The organism is Odoribacter sp. N54.MGS-14 (genome assembly GCF_000980295.1).
Lineage (GTDB): Bacteria > Bacteroidota > Bacteroidia > Bacteroidales > Marinifilaceae > Odoribacter > Odoribacter splanchnicus.
In genome coordinates this window covers 1-17543 of sequence record NZ_LARL01000069.1, presented here as the reverse complement: position 1 = coordinate 17543, position 17543 = coordinate 1, and the positions used below count along the sequence as shown (strand labels likewise).

The following is a 17543-nucleotide window of genomic DNA, read 5'->3' as shown; positions in this document are numbered from 1 at the left end:
CCTCCATCCAACCAAAACTGCATGTCCAGGCTTTCCAACAAGTCCAAAACTTGAAATAACTCTGTAATCGTAGTGTGTTCTTTCTTTGTCATATAATAATTCTTTAATAAATAATACTATGCGTAATTATCCAACTGCTTGATTGAAGAAATAAAATTTGCACCCACTCCAATCAGAAAGATAACCCATCCGCTGATCATAAAGACGGATGTGATACCCCATGCTTCCACCCAATATCCTGAAGCTACGATACCCAGCATTGATGGAAAGGTACTCAAACTAAAGATGAGAGAAAAAGTCCGTCCAAGCATGTCCGAAGCCAAGTTCTGCTGAATAATAGCGATGAAAAGCGCATGGTAAATGGAATAGGCTATGCCTCCTGTAAATGTTAGGCAAACAAAACCTATAAATGCGCTTGATGGTAAATAACTGGCGCTAATCAGATACAATCCCAATATCACATAAGCCGTATGCATCACTAATGTTTGCTTGCTTTTCAAAGCCTTACAGGCAAGTACTAAACCGCCCAACAATGCCCCTGAGCCCCAACCCATTTCCACAACTCCCATTTGCAAAATGTTTCCGTTGAAATGCAGAAGCGTCATAAAAGGAAATAACGTAAAAACAGGCATAAGGACAAAAGTCACCAGCGTAAAGCATACGAATAAAGGCAAAATGCCCATTGTACGCCGCAAGGTATGCCAACATTCCGTCAGTTCTTTTTTGAAATCTGGAAGAACTTTCGTTTTTTGAAGAGAAGGAATCTGGACACAAAGTAAGGTCAGACAAGCAGCAACAGCTCCGATCACATCTATGAGCAGAATATACTGTATGGGAAGCCAAACAACGAGGCTTGCCCCTACAACGGGAGCTATCACCTCACTGAAGGATTGAATGGAATGGTACAAACCTGATACCCTGACAAGATGGTGCTTGGGAACCAGTAGAGGGATGCTTGCCTGTAAAGCAGGTGCATGAAACGTACTGCCTATTGAACGACAAGCAGTCAATAGATAAAAAAAAGAAAGGTCTTTATAACCCTTGGTTATCACAATAAAAAGACATAGGGTACAGAACGCGATGAACAAGTCCGAATAAAACATCGTTTTCTTTCGATTCCATCTGTCAACATAGACCCCGGTAAACAAGCCTAATACAAATTGTGGTAAAAATCCAGCTAAAATAGCCAGAGATAAAGCTGTCGGGGATTTAAATTCGTTGCTAATCCAAAAAATAATGGAGAAGCCAACAATCGTACTTGTTAAAATAGATATGAGTTGGCCTATTCCTATCACGGCCAAAGTTGATTTCCAATGATTCATTGTGCTAATATTTCATGCGTTTATAGATAAGTACTTTCGTACATTAAGCAAAACGAAATTCTATCCACACAAAAAACTTGTATTATAATCCACTCCTGACGTTGGAATACAATAACAAATACTTTCAGGACGATGTAAAGTCCTGAAAAATCAAAGTGAATGGATAGATAAATATTAGTCTTTTCTCATCGGATTCTTTTAATATCGCTACTCTTTTATTATGTAGTGGTTGTATTATCTTAAATAAAACAAAAACACCGACTTTACATTCTTGGGTGTAAAACTGGGTGTTTGTTTTGCAATCTGCTGATTTTCAGCGTTTGTTGCGGAGAGAGGGGGATTCGAACCCCCGGTACAGTAACCCGTACGACAGTTTAGCAAACTGTTGGTTTCAGCCACTCACCCATCTCTCCTCGATGTTCTGCGCTGAATTGCGATCACAAAAGTAGTGCTTTTTGACAAACCTGCAAACTTTTACTCTATTTTTTTAGGTTTATTTCTGAGAGCAGGATTCGCGGCGGAGTTTATCGAACAACTGTCGATGAAATTTTCGCTCAGCATCACTGAGTTTCCATATTTTCGAAGCAGGAACGACTTGTATCATTTTTTGATAATATTCTTTCTTCACTTCATGGAGCCGGGCTTCATAGCCCAACATTTTCCCGATCGCTTCTTTATAATCGGTTTCTTTCAGTCCTTTCGCATTTCTCACTTCATGAAAGCTTTTCCGCATATCGGCTTCTATTTCCCGGTTTTTCTTCTGCATCTCATTGTACAAAGGCCAGAAAACAGCTGCTTCAGCAGGGGAAAGGTCCAATTCCTGTGTAAAGAAAGCGACTTTCTGCGCATCGAATTCTTTCCGTTTCTCGTCGGTCAATTTGTCCTGAGCCCATACGCCCACCCCACTCCACAACAGCAACACAATCAAAATTATATTCTTCATATTCTTATTTACTTAATAAATTCCAGCCAGAATCATCTCATAATTATCTACTTCAGAAGCCAGGTATTCGATGATTTCTTCATTTGTCGGATTAAACTGGCTGTCGAAAATATCCTCTGCTTCCATTTCCTGTACAATAGCATTTTCCCCCTCGATATCCGGCAAGTCAGTATTCTTCGCTCCGGGAAATAGAATCTGAACCACCATTAAAGCAAGAAAGAAAATAGCCACTAAGCCCATATAAGGCTTCAACCCGCGAAGAGAAGAACTTTTTTTCACTTCTTTCTGTTTTTCTATCCGACCGGTAATTCGGCCGGTCAATTCGTCAAAATACCCCTCAGGTACAGTGAACGGATTTTTCTTTTTATATTTATCGTCAAAATTTTCCATGGCTTAATCAATTTAAGGTATCCACTATTTTGAGATTTTCTTCTATTTTTTTTACGGCATTGTGATAAGTCGCTTTCAGGGTCCCGACAGCCACTCCCAGCACATCTGCCATATCCTCGTAAGGCATGTCGTCAAAATACTTCATATTGAAGATCAAACGTTGGCGTTCGGATAAAGTCAGAATAGCCCGTTGCAGTTCTTTTTGTATTTTATCCCCGCTAAAGTAAGTATCGCTTTCTAAAGTATTTTCCAGATATACAGAAATCTCATCGCTATTCCCGTACACTTTCCGGCTCTTCTCGTTCAGAAAATTCAGCGATTCGTTGGTTGCAATCCGGTACATCCAGGTATATAGTTTCGAATCGTTGCGAAACTCTTGCAATCCTTGCCAAATCTTCACAAACACATTCTGCAATAAATCGTCCGTATCGTCATGGTTGATCACAATCTTCCGTATATGCCAATACAAACGCTCTTTATATTTATTTACCAGCAACCGGAAAGCTTCCTGTTCTCTCTTCCTTTCGTGAAACAACCGGATGATCTCGTCATCTTCTATGAATTCCATGGGTTCGATTTTTTCCAGCATTTAACATTTAGACAAATCTGCCAGACAAAGGTTTATTTCCAGAGTTGTGAAAAAGAACGAACATGCCTGAAATAAAAAGCAAAAATAACAGATCCCGGATAAATACAAGGATCCTGCTTCGGGATAATAGTGGCAGAAATATACCCTTTTTTCATTTTTCCGAATTCCCGGTAAGCCCGGCCCACCGATCGTGCATTGGCCCACTCCCCTTTCACCAGAAACATCACCCAGGCCATAAAATCCAGGACACGCCGTTTCCGGCTTTTGCTTTTCCACTCCCGCGGGCTCAGGTTTTTATAGAGCATCAGCAGATTATTACGGTAATTCAGGAATAGCTTCCGGGGATGATTCATGGGCAAAGAACCTCCTCCCAAGTGATAAACGACTGAAGCCGGCTGTACCTTCAATGCATAACCGCGATTCCGTATCCGCCAGCACAAATCGATCTCTTCCATGTGAGCGAAAAAACGCTCATCCAGACCTCCGGCCTGCAGATAGCTTTCCCGGCGGATACACAAGGCAGCTCCACTACACCAGAACACTTCGCGAACCTCATCATATTGGCCCCGGTCCTCTTCGGTCACGTTCAAAATCCGTCCCCTGCAAAACGGAAAACCCAGGGAATCGATAAACCCTCCGCAAGCCCCCGCATACTCGAAATGATTCCGGTTCGTATAAGCCAAAATTTTAGGTTGCACTGCTGCAATCCCCGGTTCTTCGTCCAGGAGAGCGACCAAAGGTTCCAGCCATCCGGGAGCGACCTCCACATCACTATTCAGCAATACAACGATCTCCTCCGGTACCAAACCGACAGCCCGGTTGTATCCACCTGCAAATCCATGATTTTGCGAAAACCGGATCAATTCCACTTCCGGAAACTCTTGTTCCAGTATCCGGACCGAATCGTCTTCGGAAGCATTATCGGCCACGACAATCCGGCCCAAACCGGGATCGGTGTATTTAACCACCGAAGGCAAAAACTCACGGAGTAATTTTTCCCCGTTCCAATTCAATATGATCACCGCAACCCGAGCCATTTCTTTATTTTTCACTTCCATCCGTATTCCGTGTATGTTTCCACCGTTTATGCGACCAAAGCCATAATTCAGGAACCTCGCGGATATACCGCTCTAAAAGACGTGTATGTATCCGGGTCAATTCCCCGGGTTCCAATTGTCCGGGATCACTACATACATCGACAAAATCCACCTCATAATACCCTCTCCTCACCTTCCGCATCTTCAGGGATATTACCGGCAAACCGAATTTCCGGGCAATCTTCTCGGTTCCTACTAATATAGGCGTATCCTGATTTAAAAATTCCATCCAAAAATTCAGGTTAGCCCTATTCGGTGTCTGATCACCGATAAATCCGGCCAGGAATAAGCGTCCGTTTCTTTTGTTTTCGACAATCCGGCGCAAAATATCGTTTTTAGGTACCGGTTTCGCCCCGAACCTCGACCTCAGCCGGATCATCATTTTATCCGCTACCGCATTATGCAGAGGTTTATATAAGGTAAAGAAGTCGAATTCCCGGGGCATCCAAAGGCTATAGGAAGACATCCATTCCCAATTGCCGTAATGCCCCAATACCCCGATAACACTTTTACCCTGATCGAAATACCGCCGAATCACTTCAGGATTCGTAAACTTACACCTTCTGCGTATTTGTTCATCCGACATATGCCACATCTTGTACATTTCCACAAAAAAATCACACAAATGCCGGTAATATCGTTTTTCAATCTTTATAATTTCCGAAAGATCTTTTTCCGGGAAAGCATGCTGTAAATTCGCCCGTACTACCCGGCGTCTGTATTTCAACAGATAGTAAATCAGATAAAAATAAATATCCGAAAAAAAATACAAGATCCTCAGAGGCAACAGCCCACCCACCCAAAGAAAACCATACAAAATATAATAACCCATTGTCTCGATATTAAAAAGTCAAAGATAAAAGCTTTCTTACTAAATTTAAAATTCAAGACAGTAAATCTCCTGAAAGAATTCTGAAAAGGAACAAAATAATTTACACATCAGTCAAATAATATCATGATCTACAACAAACCTGACAAAGGTAAATCCAAAAATTTGTCTTTCTCAGAAAAATAAAGTATTTTCGTGAGTTCAATAGAGCATAGAAGCTGTATTTCTCAAAGGTTTTCGAAATTCCTTTTCAGGGAAAGCAGGTTATGATAATGTATCCTATTGATATGCGAACACTTAACTGCTGACAAATCATGGAGCAAGAAAACAGTTTAATCCCGGAAGAGGAAATCAAGAATCCGGAAATCTTAGAAACCAGTACAAACGACGAACCCGTTGTCGCTGAAAGCAAGGCCGTCGAAAACGCTAAGGAAAAGAAAGAAGTACCGGAAATTGATTTTTCTATATTAAGTACAGAGGAAATCATTCGGCAAGCCCAAAAGCTGATCAATGATTACCCGGTGGTATCTTTAAAAGAAATATTTGAAGGATTACCCGAGATTTTTGAATCCCGGTATAAAGAGGAGTATGAAAAAGCATTGGCCATCTTCACTGCCGACGGAGATAAACCGGAAGATTTCGAATACAAAAACGACAACCGGGAACGTTTCAATGCCCTCTACAAGCTCTATAAAGATAAAAAAAACGCTACAGCCCGGCAAACGGAAGCCGAACGCGAAGAAAATCTGAAAATAAAACTCGGTATTATCGAAGAATTGAAAGCACTGGTGCAAAAAGAAGAAGCACTGGACAAGACATTCCAGGAATTCCGGGACTTACAGGAACGCTGGCGGAATACCGGAATGGTACCTCAAGGGCAATTAAACGGCCTGTTGGAGACTTATCACCATCACGTTGAAAATTTTTATAACTATATCAAGATCAATAAAGAGTTGCGCGACCTGGACCTGAAACGGAACCTGGATGCGAAAAACGCTCTTTGTGAAGAAGCTGAAAAATTGGTTGAAAACAACGATATCGCCGGAGCTTTCAAACAATTACAACTACTGCATTCCCGCTGGAAAGAAATCGGTCCTATTCCCAAAGAACAAAAAGAACCGCTTTGGGAACGCTTTAAAGCTGCCACTAGCCAGATCAACGAAAAATACCATCATTTTTTCGAATCCCTGAAACAGGAACAGGAAGATAACCTGAAAGTCAAAGAAGAAATTTGCGGAAAAGCAGCAGCTATCGCTGCCGGTGAATACCGTTCTATATCGGAATGGAATACAGCCACTCAGAATATTATTGACCTACAGGAAGAATGGAAGCATTCGGGAACCATTCCCCAAAAGGAGCGGAATAAAATCTATAAAAAATTCCGCTCGTCCTGCGATACTTTCTTCGAGCGTAAACGGGATTTCTATAAGAACATGTCGGCCGAACAGGATAAAAACCTGGAATTAAAAATCAAGCTCTGTGAAAAAGTAGAAGCGATCAAAGACAGTACCGACTGGAAAATCACGACCGACAGAATCATCTCTTATCAGAAAGAATGGAAGAAAATCGGTCCCGCTCCCAAGAAATATTCGAACAAAGTATGGGCACGTTTCCGGGAAGCTTGTGATACTTTTTTCAATAACAAAAAACTCCATTTCAAAGACATCGATTCTGAACAGAGCAAAAATCTGGAACTGAAAAAAGCGATTATCGAAGAAGCCCGCCAGTTTACTTTGTCCGGGAATGCAGAGGAAGATATCAATAAGCTGAAAGACTTTCAGAACCGCTGGGCAGAAATCGGATTTGTACCTATTAAATACAAAGACGCTATCCAGGAAGAATTCAGACATCTCATCGACGGCTGGTTCGACCAGCTCAATCTGGATGAATACGACCGTGACCTGGAAAGATTCAGGGCAAAATTGTCCTCACTGGATGCCGGTGATTATAAGGATTACAAAATTATCAACGAAAGAGAAAAGTTGGTGGCCAAAATCAGACAATTGGAACTCGACGTCAACACCTATGAAAACAACATCGGTTTTATCGCCAAATCCAGTAAATCTCAAGGCTTGATCGAAGAATTGAATTCTAAAATCGAAAATACCCGCCAACGGCTGAATTTACTTCAGGAAAAACTGAAAGCTCTCGACAGCCTGATCTAAACAGCGGCTCCTCAAAGCCGATTAACGCTCTGCCGACAAAGCCTCTCCCCAGGAGAACAATTCCCCCCTTTGTTCACAGAGCGTTAATTTTTTACCCACTCTCCTATTCTTCCTCCCCGCCTCATACCTCATAACCACTCCCATCTCTTTGCTTTTACCTTTCGCCAACTTTTTACCTTCTACTTTTCACTTTTAACCTTTTAATTTATTACCTTTGCCACTTTGATAAATCAATAAAATTCAAGATACAGTGTCAACAAAGTATGTTTTCGTTACAGGTGGAGTCGCTTCTTCTCTAGGGAAAGGCATTATCGCTTCATCACTTGCTAAATTACTGCAGGCCAGGGGGTATAAAGTTGCGAACCAAAAACTGGATCCCTACATCAACATAGATCCGGGGACATTAAATCCATACGAGCATGGCGAATGTTATGTGACGGACGACGGAGCAGAAACAGACCTCGATCTCGGACATTACGAAAGATTTACCGGTTGTCCGACTTCGCAGGCCAATAATATTACTACCGGACGGATTTACCAGAATGTAATCAACAAAGAAAGACGGGGAGATTATCTGGGTAAAACCGTACAGATCGTCCCGCATATCACCGATGAGATTAAACGAAACATCAAATTATTGGGCAACAAAGGCGAATATGATGTCGTGATCACTGAAATCGGAGGTACCGTCGGAGACATCGAATCTTTGCCTTTCATTGAAGCTGTCCGGCAGTTACGATGGGAATTGGGGGAAAAATCGGTATTGATCCACTTGACACTGGTACCCTTCTTATCGGCTTCCGGTGAATTAAAAACGAAGCCTACCCAGCATTCGGTGAAAGCCTTGCTGGAAATCGGAGTGCAACCGGATGTACTGGTATTACGTACAGAACATGAACTGAATTCCGACTTACGCCGGAAAGTAGCCCTTTTCTGTAATGTAGCACCTAAAGCGGTCATCCAGTCGATCGACGTCTCTACCATCTATGAAGTACCGATCAAGATGAGAGAAGAAAAGTTGGATGAAATCGTACTCGAACAATTGGGATTACCTTTAAATAGCGAACCGGATCTGGAATCCTGGAAAAAATTCCTATACAAATTAAAAAACTACAGCAAAGAAGTACGGATCGGTTTAGTCGGGAAATACGTCGAATTACACGACGCTTATAAATCGATTGTCGAAGCTTTCATCCATGCCGGAGCAGTCAATGACTGTAAAGTAAATATCGAATGGATCCACAGCGAAGAACTGAATGAACAAAATGCAGCCGACCGCCTGAAAAATCTGCACGGGATTTTAGTAGCACCGGGATTCGGACACCGGGGAATCTCGGGCAAACTGGTTGCTATCCAATATGCCCGGGAGAACAACATTCCTTTCTTCGGTATTTGTCTGGGGATGCAGATGGCTGTCATCGAATTTGCACGTAACGTACTGCATATGGAAGATGCCGATTCGACAGAAATGGCTGCCAAAACCCAGTATCCGGTGATCGACCTGATGGATTCACAGTTGAATGTAACCGAAAAGGGAGGCACCATGCGTCTGGGAGCCTACAAATGTGAATTAACAGAAGGTTCCAAAGCTTATGAAGCTTACGGACAAAAAGAAATACAGGAGAGACACCGCCACCGTTACGAGTTCAACAGCAAATACCGGGAGGATTTTGAAAAAGCAGGTATGATCACCACCGGTATCAACCCGGAAAGCGGATTGACCGAAATCGTCGAGATTCCTACTCACAAATGGTTCGTCGGGGTACAGTTCCATCCGGAGTACAAAAGTACTGTGATTAAACCTCATCCGTTATTCGTATCATTTATCAAAGCTTGTTTATCATAAAGTTAAAAAGAACCTATGGATAAAAACACCATCGCCGGATTAGTCATTATTTTTCTTATTCTCATCGGCTTTTCCTATTTCACGCGTCCGAGTAAGGAGCAAGTGGCCGAAATGCAGCGGAAACAGGATTCCATTGCGCGGGTAGACCGACTCAGAGCCCAGGAACTGGCAGCACAACAACAGGCACAAAAAACGCCGGCCAATACGACTGGCGCCAATCCCCTGGCTACCAAAAGTGATTCTATTTTCGTACAAAACGATACGGAAAACAAAATCATTACCCTGGAAAATGATAAAATAAAATTACATATCAGTACTCTGGGTGGACGCATCGTATATGTAGACTTAAAAGAATACCGGACACACGATTCGCTGCCTTTGGTGTTGTGGAAAAACGGAGAAACCGCTTTCGGCATGAATTTCTATGCCCGGAATCAGGAGATCAATACCGAGAAATTTTTCTTTACACCCAGTACGACAGAAACGACGCTTTATGCCCAGGGGAATGAACAGGTGCTCTCTATGCGTCTTTATGCCGACAGCAGCAGATACCTGGAATACCTTTACAAGTTAGCCCCGGACAGCTATATGACCGATTTCAGCATCATCACCCACAATATGGGGGATGTCATTGCATCCAATTCCTCGTTTCTGACGCTTTTCTGGGGAATCAATATGCCCCAGCTGGAAAAAAGTAAAGATTTTGAAAACCGTTATACCGGTGTTTACTACAAATTCAGCGAAGATGCCGTTGAAAACATGTCCCTGACCTCGGATGAAGAGGAGACGCTTCCGAACAAGGTACAGTGGATAGACTTCAAACAACAATTCTTCTCCTCTATCCTGATCAGCGAACAGCCTTTAAGTGATGTGGAACTGAAATCGAACATCAGTAAAAAAGACGGGTATCTGAAAGATGCTTATGCTGAAATTCCTCTAGCCTATAACGGTTCGGCCAATGAGCAATACAACATGCAGTTTTTCTTCGGTCCTAACTCCTATAAGGTATTGAAAGAATACGGAGATCATTTAGACCTTCCCGATGTCATCAATATGGGATGGAAATGGATTGCGTGGTTCAATAAATATTTCGTTATTCCCATTTTCAATTTCCTGGAAAACCACACCGCATTGAATTACGGAATTATTATTTTATTGCTGACCCTGATCATCAAAATCATCCTGTTCCCGCTGACTTATAAATCGTATATGTCACAGGCACGTATGCGGGTATTGAAACCCCAGGTAGACGAGATCGCCAAGAAATATCCGGCCGACAAAGCTATGGAACGTCAACAGGCTATCATGAGGCTTTATAAGCAAGCCGGAGTAAATCCGATGGGTGGATGTTTACCGATGTTGATCCAGATGCCTATCCTGATCGCCCTGTTCTATTTCTTCCCGGGAGCGATCGAACTGAGACAGCAGAGCTTCCTGTGGGCAACGGATTTGGCTTCATACGATTCTATCGCCACCTTACCCTTTACCATTCCGTTTTACGGTAATCATGTCAGCTTATTCTGTCTGTTGATGACAGCGACCAATATCATCTATATGATTATGAATAATAAAAACCAACCGCAGAACGATCAGATGAAAGGCATGCAGACCATGATGTATATCATGCCGATCATGTTCCTGTTTATTTTCAACAGTTATTCTTCGGGATTGAGTTATTATTATTTCATCGCGACGCTGATTACCATTTTGCAAACCTGGATTATCCGGAAGTTTGTCGATGACCAGAAATTGCTGAAGCAAATCGAACTAGCTAAAAGTAAACCGGTCAAGAAATCGAAATTCCAGCAACGTTTGGAGGAAATGCAAAGAATGCAACAACAACAGCAAAAGAGAGGTAAAAAGTAATTAAAGATAAAAAGTAAAAAAAAATCCTGCAAATTCGGATGAAATCTGAAATTTGCAGGATTTTTTGTATTTTTACGAAAAACCAAAATCATTCATAAACGTAAGAAACAAGAAAAAATGATGGAAAACATGAAAATTACTATGCACGGAAATCCCCTGACTTTAGTGGGGACACCGATTAAAACCGGAGAAACGGCTCCGGTATTTTATGGAATAAACCAACAGATGCAACCGGTATCCCTGAAAGAATTTGCCGGAAAAGTTGTTGTGATTTCTTCTTTCCCTTCTATCGACACCCCGGTATGCTCGGCCCAAATGCACCATTTCAATAAGATGGCCTCCGAGTTAAGCCAGGATGTCGTTATTCTGGCTATTTCCTGCGACCTTCCTTTCGCCCTTCACCGCTACTGTGCTGCCGAAGGTATCGACCGTGTCGTAACCCTGTCGGACTATAAAGAAACAGATTTCGGGAAAAAATACGGGTTCCTGATCGAAGAATTACGACTTTTAACCCGCGGCGTGGTCATTATCGGTAAAGACAATAAAGTGAACTATGTAGAATATGTTCCGGAAGTAACCCACGAACCGAACTACGAAAAAGCACTGGAGGCGATAAAAAAAGCGCTGGCCTAAGTTTTATCGTTGAGAATTACTTTGTAATTCTCAACAATAAAACAGATTAGATTTGTTTCAATAAATTGATCATTTCGATTGCGGTGGTCATGGCATCGAAACCTTTATTACCGGCTTTCGTTCCGGCTCTTTCGACAGCCTGTTCGATCGAATCGGTCGTCAGGATACCGAAAATCACCGGCACCCCTGTCTGCAATCCGACATGGGCTACTCCTTTGGTCGCTTCATTAGCAACCATATCGAAATGAGGCGTAGCTCCCCGGATCACTGCCCCCAGACAAACCACAGCATCGTATTTGCCGCTTTCTACCATCTTTTTAGCTACTAAAGGAATCTCGAACGCTCCCGGTACCCAAGCCAGATCCAGCTTATTTTCATCCCCACCGTGACGCACAAAAGCATCCTTTGCACCTCCAACCAATTTAGCCGTGATAAACTCATTAAAACGGGCAGCAACTACTCCGATCCGTTGTCCTTCTGCCAATAATTTTCCTTCCAGTAAATTCATAACTTTTACACTTTTAATCTCTATTTTCAATTTCTATTCTTCTTTTTTCCAGTCATTTCTGACATGCAATATATGTCCCATCTTTTTATACTTGGTGTACATATAAAACTCGTTCTTTTCATTACAGGTCATCTCGATCGGTTCACGTCCGACCACTTCGAGTCCGAATCCATCCAACCCTTTTATCTTCAAAGGATTATTTGTCATGAGAATCATTTTTTTCACCCCCAGATCGGCCAAGATTTCCGCACCGGTACCGTATTCTCTTAAATCAGCTTTAAATCCTAGCGCCAGATTCGCCTCGACCGTATCCATTCCTCCGTCCTGCAGATGATAGGCTTTCAACTTATTGATCAGTCCGATGCCCCGGCCTTCCTGGCGCATATACAGCAATACACCCCGGCCTTTTTTCTCGATCCGGCGCAAAGCTTCCGCCAGCTGCTCGCCACAGTCACAACGCAGGGAACCGAAAGCATCCCCGGTGAGACATTCGGAATGTACCCGGCACAATACCGGTTCGCCGTCAGCAATGTTCCCTTTTACAAGGGCAATGTGATGTTCTCCGTTGATTTTATTGACATAACCATAAGCCTTGAAAATCCCGTATTTAGTGGGCATTTCAGCCTCGGTCACTCTTTCCACCAGAATCTCTGTCCGACGACGGTAAGTGATCAGGTCGGCCACAGTAATCATCTTCAAACCATGCCGCACAGCAAATTCTTTCAACTCGGGTGTCCTCATCATGGTACCGTCTTCCCGCATAATTTCACAACACAAGCCACATTCCTTGAGCCGGGCAATACGCATCAGATCGACGGTAGCTTCGGTATGTCCCATACGTTCGAGTACCCCGCCGGCTTTCGCCTCCAAAGGAAACATATGCCCCGGACGCCGGAAATCGGACGGTTTGGCATCGTCCTCTACGCTCTTCATGGCCGTCATGGAACGTTCCAACGCCGAAATACCGGTTGTCGTATCCACATGGTCGATCGAAACGGTAAATGCCGTACAGTGATTGTCGGTATTGTGGGTCACCATCTGTTCCAATCCTAATTTTGTCGTCAAAGCTTTACTCATCGGCATACAAATCAATCCCTTGGCATACGAAGCCATAAAATTGACATTTTCAAGCGTAGCATGTTCAGCTGCGCAAATCAGATCGCCCTCATTTTCACGATCCGGATCGTCCACGGCAATAATCATTTTACCGGCCCTCAGATCAGCAACAGCTTCCTCGATCGTACTAAATTTAAATCCTTCCATATTCTTAATTTTTTATCCTATCTATAATCAAAATCATTCTAACCGGCTTAAAAGCCATTGGCCACCAGGAAATCCAAGGTCAGTCCCCCCTTCGGTTTTCCCTGTCCCATCAGTTTCTCTACATATTTGACAATCATATCGTTTTCTAAATTCACCACATCTCCTATCTTCTTTTTCACCAGCGTCGTCTCTTCCTGAGTATGTGGAATGACGGACACTTTGAAAATCTGCTCGTCGGCATAAGCGATCGTCAGGCTCACCCCATCGATAGCCACAGAGCCCTTTTCTACAATATAACGAAGGATTTCGGGAGCAGCCCCCACCGTGAGCCAAATGGCATTTTCATCCTGTTGTTTGCTCACGATCTTTCCGGTACCGTCTACATGCCCGGCTACCAAATGGCCACCCAAACGGCTGTTCAGACACAAGGCCCGCTCGAGATTCACAGGATCACCCGGCTTCAATAAGCCCAAATTACTCCGATTCATGGTTTCAGGCATCACATCGGCAGAAAACCCGTCATTCCCTTTACCAACAACAGTCAAACACACCCCGTTCGTGGCTATGCTATCCCCAATCCGCGTGTCCGCCAATACTTTCCGGGCCTCCACCTCAAGGACGACACTCTTGCTGCTTCGTTTCACCGATTTGATCTTTCCGATTTCTTCTATTATTCCTGTAAACATAGTTTGAGTTGATGAGTTGATGAGTTATTGAGTTACTGAGTTGTTGAGTTACTGAGTTGTTGAGTTACTGGGTGATGAGTTACTGGGTGATGAGTTACTGGGTTGGGGAAAACCTTTTATAAGGAAATCCTCGCCTACTTTTTCAATCGAAACGGATTGTAAAGCGATGGCCTCTTTCATCCAGGCGATACCTTTTCCTTCGACAGGTGTTTTGGCATCTTTACCTCCGATCAGTTTGGGGGCGATGAAAGCATAAACCTCATCTACCAGTCCTTGTCGCAAGAAAGCTTCGTTCAATTCACCGCCTCCTTCCAGCAAGACCGAATCGATACCGGCCTGGCCCAGTTTAGTTGTCAATGCCTGTAAATCGACCCGGTTGTCACAGCCGGGACATAAAATTGTTTCCACGCCTTTCTGTTGCAATTGTACTAATTTTCCGGCATCAGCCCGAGAGGTATGAGCGACTAATGTGCGATAGCGATCGGCAGTACGCACCAATTGACTATCGGTAGCAATTGCAGCTGTACTGTCGACAATAATCCGGACAGGTTGCCTGACCTCGCCTTTCAAACGGCAATTCAACAGTGGATCGTCGGCTTTCACCGTACCGCTACCAACCATAATTCCCATCAGCACCGAACGCATTTCTTGCACTTTCTTCCGGGATTCCTCCCCGGTCACCCAGTGTGAATCACCGGTATAAGCTGCAATTTTCCCATCCAGGGTCATGGCTGTTTTCATCACGATCCAAGGACGACGGGTAGTAATATATTTCAGAAACACCCGGTTTTGTTCCCGGAGCTTTTCTTCTTCCACTCCAGTCTCGACGACGATTCCGGCTTTCCTCAACATTTCGATTCCTTTACCGGCTACCAAGGGATTCGGATCCAATAGCCCGACGACAACACGGGCAATCCTGTTTTCAATAACAGCCTCGGTACAAGGAGGTGTTTTGCCGTAGTGACAACAGGGTTCCAGGGTCACATAGAGCGTAGCCCCTGCCGGATCTTCGGTACACTGCTTAAAAGCATTCCGTTCAGCATGCAGGCCGCCATAACGTTCGTGCCAACCTTCACCGATTATCCGGCCGTCTTTGACGATCACCGCTCCCACCAGCGGATTGGGATTCACCCATCCCCGGCCTCTGTCTGCCAATATCCTGGCACGATTCATATATTCCCGATCCTTTGTTTCCATATAAAAAAAGCCCTGAATGACTTCAGGGCATATATACGAATCATAACAGTAACGACACACGACTGTCCTGCCTCTTCTTTCATCCGGACTATCACCGTCGGTACCGGAATTACACCGGTTCAGTCCCCAAAGGGAGTCGCGGACTATCACCGCCGGTAGGGATTTACACCCTGCCCTGAAGAAACATTTCAAATACGGAAGCAAATGTAATATATTATTCCCAAAAAACAAAGGCTGCATTTCATTTATTGGTATTGAATATAGGAGAAAAATTAAAAAAAAACGATATTTGTTCCTCCAAAAGCAGATTTTTATGGTTAGTGATGAGTGTACATTATTAAAGCAATTTAAATCAGGTGAACGAGAGGCATTTGACCGATTGTTTAAAATGTATGCTCCGCAATTGGGATATTTTTGTCTTAGATTGGTTCGTCAGGAGGATGCAGAAGAGATTGTACAGGAGACATTCATAAAATTGTGGGAAACCCGGGATAAAATCAAGGTAGAGTTGAATTTTAATACTTATATCACGACTATAGCTAAAAATCTGATTTACGATATGTTTCGTAAAAAATTGGTGGAACAGCGTTATTATCAAAAATTTCAATCGTTGATTCAGGAACAATTGGCGGTTGAAAACGAACTTTTCAGAAAGAATCTTCAGGAAGTAATGTTCGATAGTATAAATAAACTTTCGGAACAACAACGGGAAGTAATGATGCTGAAATGTAAAGGTTTCAATAATGACGAAATCGCCGAATTGTTGGGGATATCGAAACGTACGGTAGAAGCTCACCTCAATAAAGCTTACAAAAAGTTAAGACAAGATCTCGGTGAAGTGAGGTACTACTTACTCTTTTTTACTTTTCTTTTAAATTAATAATTTTTCACCGTAGGCTACGTGTGTTTGTGGAGTTGTTCGTATAAATAACAAAACAAACCACAAATGGCACTAAAAGAAGTTATAAAACATGTATTGAATGACGAATCTTTGGAGCCGGAAGAACGGGATATACTTGTTTCCTGGTTCTTGTCGGACAAAGGAAAGGAAGATTTTTACGAGGTATTGCAGGAAGACTCGGAGCAAGTGCAGGAAGACGGGAATCTGAATTATAATACTTTGTTGCAAAAGATACACGACAAGATAGACCCTATCCCGGGCCGACCGGAAAAAAAAGGAATTCGCAAGTATTTGTGGCCGGTCGCTTCAACTGCTGCCGTCTTACTGATGTTGCTGAGCTTTGGCCGTTATTTCTTTACGCTCACCGATACGCCCCAAGAGGAAATGACGGCAGAGGAAATTGCCGGAATATTCCCCGGTTACAGACAAGCGGAACTGGTATTCGGCGACGGAACGAAAATGGTGTTGGATAGCAGTATCAGAGTCCTGAAAGACAATAACGGACGGATTATCAAACAAGGACAACAACCTGTATTAGATTATACGCTGGCCCCAAACGATATGCCGGAAGAAACTTTCAATACCATTACCGTACCTCTGGGAGGAGAATATGGAGTTATTCTGTCTGATGGGACTCAGGTATGGCTGAATTCGGGTTCTACCCTAAAATATCCGGTAACCTTTAAAAAAGACAAAAGGGTGGTAAGCCTGAACGGAGAGGCCTTTTTCAAGGTAGCCAAGTCGGCTGTACCCTTTGTAGTCAGTACATTCGATATCGATGTTCAGGTTCTGGGAACTTCTTTCAATGTTTCTGCTTACGGAAACGATGATTGTGTCATGACGACTCTGGTCAGTGGCAGCGTACTGGTATCGAGTAACCATGCTGAAAAACAGCTCCGGATGGAACCCGGAAATGTATTGTCTTATACCAAATCGACCGCTTGTATGAACATGGAAAAATGTGATCCCGATATTTATACTTCCTGGATCAACGGCGAATTCAAATTCCGGGATATGAGACTGGAAGATATTATGAAAAAAGTGAACCGTTGGTACAATTGCCAGATCAGATTCGAAGATCCTTCTATAAAGGAATTACGGTTCAGTGGAGCGGCAGAACGCGATCGCCCGGTAGAATATCTTCTGGAGCTGATACAAAAAGTGACAGAGGTGAACTTTGAGATCGAGAATAAAACCATTGTTCTGATGCACAAATAAAACAGGCAGGGAGTTTCCCCCTCCCTGCCCGAATAATAATAGTTAATACCTACTGCTGTAGTATACAAGGCTTCAGGCAGTAGCCATTTA

The 17543-nt window shown here is 43.2% G+C and carries 17 protein-coding genes, 1 tRNA gene and 1 riboswitch; of the genes, 6 read left to right on the top strand and 12 right to left on the bottom strand.

The genetic code is table 11. From position 1 onward, the window contains the following. Positions 1 to 116 precede the first annotated feature (116 nt). The 7 genes from mef(En2) to WS42_RS12120 form a co-directional block, all read right to left on the bottom strand. Positions 117 to 1322, bottom strand: coding sequence for a macrolide efflux MFS transporter Mef(En2) (mef(En2), locus tag WS42_RS12150; RefSeq protein ID WP_005924254.1), 1206 nt, complete (start codon positions 1320 to 1322; stop codon positions 117 to 119). Positions 1323 to 1648: 326 nt separating this feature from the next. Continuing rightward, a tRNA-Ser gene (locus WS42_RS12145) sits at positions 1649 to 1735 on the bottom strand. A gap of 80 nt (positions 1736 to 1815) precedes the next feature. Continuing rightward, positions 1816 to 2265, bottom strand: a complete 450-nt coding sequence (locus tag WS42_RS12140) for a hypothetical protein (RefSeq protein ID WP_013613621.1) — start codon at positions 2263 to 2265, stop codon at positions 1816 to 1818. A gap of 12 nt (positions 2266 to 2277) precedes the next feature. Further along, positions 2278 to 2655 carry a hypothetical protein gene (locus tag WS42_RS12135; protein ID WP_013613620.1) on the bottom strand — a complete coding sequence of 126 codons (378 nt, stop codon included), beginning with the start codon at positions 2653 to 2655 and terminating at the stop codon, positions 2278 to 2280. Between the two features lie 7 nt (positions 2656 to 2662). Beyond that, on the bottom strand, positions 2663 to 3223 hold the full coding sequence (locus tag WS42_RS12130; RefSeq protein WP_041557630.1) for an RNA polymerase sigma factor: 561 nt from the start codon (positions 3221 to 3223) through the stop codon (positions 2663 to 2665). A gap of 53 nt (positions 3224 to 3276) precedes the next feature. Beyond that, the gene (locus tag WS42_RS12125; RefSeq protein ID WP_013613618.1) at positions 3277 to 4281 is read right to left on the bottom strand and encodes a glycosyltransferase family 2 protein; all 1005 of its coding nucleotides are present in this window, start codon (positions 4279 to 4281) and stop codon (positions 3277 to 3279) included. 4 nt (positions 4282 to 4285) lie between these two features. After that, positions 4286 to 5173 carry a lysophospholipid acyltransferase family protein gene (locus WS42_RS12120; RefSeq protein ID WP_013613617.1) on the bottom strand — a complete coding sequence of 296 codons (888 nt, stop codon included), beginning with the start codon at positions 5171 to 5173 and terminating at the stop codon, positions 4286 to 4288. 311 nt (positions 5174 to 5484) lie between these two features. On the opposite strand from WS42_RS12120, the gene WS42_RS12115 reads away from it, so the two are divergent. Then, complete coding sequence (locus WS42_RS12115) at positions 5485 to 7335, top strand: DUF349 domain-containing protein (protein ID WP_022161504.1); 1851 nt, start codon at positions 5485 to 5487, stop codon at positions 7333 to 7335. Between the two features lie 21 nt (positions 7336 to 7356). Here the strand turns inward: WS42_RS12115 and WS42_RS15595 are convergent, their stop codons facing one another. Continuing rightward, the gene (locus WS42_RS15595; RefSeq protein ID WP_157741867.1) at positions 7357 to 7503 is read right to left on the bottom strand and encodes a hypothetical protein; all 147 of its coding nucleotides are present in this window, start codon (positions 7501 to 7503) and stop codon (positions 7357 to 7359) included. 82 nt (positions 7504 to 7585) lie between these two features. On the opposite strand from WS42_RS15595, the gene pyrG reads away from it, so the two are divergent. From pyrG to tpx, 3 genes are all read left to right on the top strand, one after another. Then, positions 7586 to 9181, top strand: a complete 1596-nt coding sequence (gene pyrG, locus WS42_RS12110) for a CTP synthase (RefSeq protein ID WP_046451153.1) — start codon at positions 7586 to 7588, stop codon at positions 9179 to 9181. Between the two features lie 15 nt (positions 9182 to 9196). Next, on the top strand, positions 9197 to 11047 hold the full coding sequence (yidC, locus tag WS42_RS12105) for a membrane protein insertase YidC (protein WP_046451152.1): 1851 nt from the start codon (positions 9197 to 9199) through the stop codon (positions 11045 to 11047). A 129-nt stretch (positions 11048 to 11176) separates the two neighbouring features. Further along, positions 11177 to 11680 carry a thiol peroxidase gene (gene tpx / locus WS42_RS12100; protein ID WP_229032337.1) on the top strand — a complete coding sequence of 168 codons (504 nt, stop codon included), beginning with the start codon at positions 11177 to 11179 and terminating at the stop codon, positions 11678 to 11680. Between the two features lie 46 nt (positions 11681 to 11726). On the opposite strand, the gene ribH is transcribed toward tpx, so the two are convergent. The 4 genes from ribH to ribD are packed head-to-tail and all read right to left on the bottom strand — an operon-like array spanning position 11727 to position 15334. Further along, the gene (ribH, locus tag WS42_RS12095) at positions 11727 to 12188 is read right to left on the bottom strand and encodes a 6,7-dimethyl-8-ribityllumazine synthase (protein ID WP_013613611.1); all 462 of its coding nucleotides are present in this window, start codon (positions 12186 to 12188) and stop codon (positions 11727 to 11729) included. A 33-nt stretch (positions 12189 to 12221) separates the two neighbouring features. After that, on the bottom strand, positions 12222 to 13451 hold the full coding sequence (locus tag WS42_RS12090) for a bifunctional 3,4-dihydroxy-2-butanone-4-phosphate synthase/GTP cyclohydrolase II (RefSeq protein WP_046403421.1): 1230 nt from the start codon (positions 13449 to 13451) through the stop codon (positions 12222 to 12224). Between the two features lie 47 nt (positions 13452 to 13498). Then, the gene (locus tag WS42_RS12085) at positions 13499 to 14137 is read right to left on the bottom strand and encodes a riboflavin synthase (RefSeq protein WP_046451151.1); all 639 of its coding nucleotides are present in this window, start codon (positions 14135 to 14137) and stop codon (positions 13499 to 13501) included. A gap of 48 nt (positions 14138 to 14185) precedes the next feature. Then, complete coding sequence (gene ribD / locus WS42_RS12080; RefSeq protein ID WP_046451155.1) at positions 14186 to 15334, bottom strand: bifunctional diaminohydroxyphosphoribosylaminopyrimidine deaminase/5-amino-6-(5-phosphoribosylamino)uracil reductase RibD; 1149 nt, start codon at positions 15332 to 15334, stop codon at positions 14186 to 14188. Positions 15335 to 15401: 67 nt separating this feature from the next. Beyond that, positions 15402 to 15521: riboswitch (FMN riboswitch) on the bottom strand. A 126-nt stretch (positions 15522 to 15647) separates the two neighbouring features. Between ribD and WS42_RS12075 the strand changes: the two genes are divergently transcribed. Together WS42_RS12075 and WS42_RS15590 are read left to right on the top strand one after the other, a co-directional pair. Then, on the top strand, positions 15648 to 16214 hold the full coding sequence (locus WS42_RS12075; RefSeq protein WP_087383056.1) for an RNA polymerase sigma factor: 567 nt from the start codon (positions 15648 to 15650) through the stop codon (positions 16212 to 16214). 66 nt (positions 16215 to 16280) lie between these two features. Next, the gene (locus WS42_RS15590) at positions 16281 to 17453 is read left to right on the top strand and encodes a FecR family protein (protein ID WP_286728541.1); all 1173 of its coding nucleotides are present in this window, start codon (positions 16281 to 16283) and stop codon (positions 17451 to 17453) included. Positions 17454 to 17543 lie beyond the last annotated feature (90 nt).

Excerpts from the sequence above, each read along its gene's own strand:
- WS42_RS12140 (WP_013613621.1), bottom strand. The coding sequence starts at position 2,265 with ATGAAGAATATAATTTTGATTGTGTTGCTGTTGTGGAGTGGGGTGGGC.
- tpx (WP_229032337.1), top strand. The coding sequence starts at position 11,177 with ATGAAAATTACTATGCACGGAAATCCCCTGACTTTAGTGGGGACACCG.
- ribD (WP_046451155.1), bottom strand. The coding sequence starts at position 15,334 with ATGGAAACAAAGGATCGGGAATATATGAATCGTGCCAGGATATTGGCA.
- WS42_RS15590 (WP_286728541.1), top strand. The coding sequence starts at position 16,281 with ATGGCACTAAAAGAAGTTATAAAACATGTATTGAATGACGAATCTTTG.
- WS42_RS12120 (WP_013613617.1), bottom strand. The coding sequence starts at position 5,173 with ATGGGTTATTATATTTTGTATGGTTTTCTTTGGGTGGGTGGGCTGTTG.
- WS42_RS12130 (WP_041557630.1), bottom strand. The coding sequence starts at position 3,223 with ATGGAATTCATAGAAGATGACGAGATCATCCGGTTGTTTCACGAAAGG.
- WS42_RS12075 (WP_087383056.1), top strand. The coding sequence starts at position 15,648 with ATGGTTAGTGATGAGTGTACATTATTAAAGCAATTTAAATCAGGTGAA.
- WS42_RS12135 (WP_013613620.1), bottom strand. The coding sequence starts at position 2,655 with ATGGAAAATTTTGACGATAAATATAAAAAGAAAAATCCGTTCACTGTA.
- WS42_RS12090 (WP_046403421.1), bottom strand. The coding sequence starts at position 13,451 with ATGGAAGGATTTAAATTTAGTACGATCGAGGAAGCTGTTGCTGATCTG.
- WS42_RS12085 (WP_046451151.1), bottom strand. The coding sequence starts at position 14,137 with ATGTTTACAGGAATAATAGAAGAAATCGGAAAGATCAAATCGGTGAAA.
- WS42_RS12125 (WP_013613618.1), bottom strand. The coding sequence starts at position 4,281 with ATGGCTCGGGTTGCGGTGATCATATTGAATTGGAACGGGGAAAAATTA.
- WS42_RS12115 (WP_022161504.1), top strand. The coding sequence starts at position 5,485 with ATGGAGCAAGAAAACAGTTTAATCCCGGAAGAGGAAATCAAGAATCCG.
- ribH (WP_013613611.1), bottom strand. The coding sequence starts at position 12,188 with ATGAATTTACTGGAAGGAAAATTATTGGCAGAAGGACAACGGATCGGA.
- yidC (WP_046451152.1), top strand. The coding sequence starts at position 9,197 with ATGGATAAAAACACCATCGCCGGATTAGTCATTATTTTTCTTATTCTC.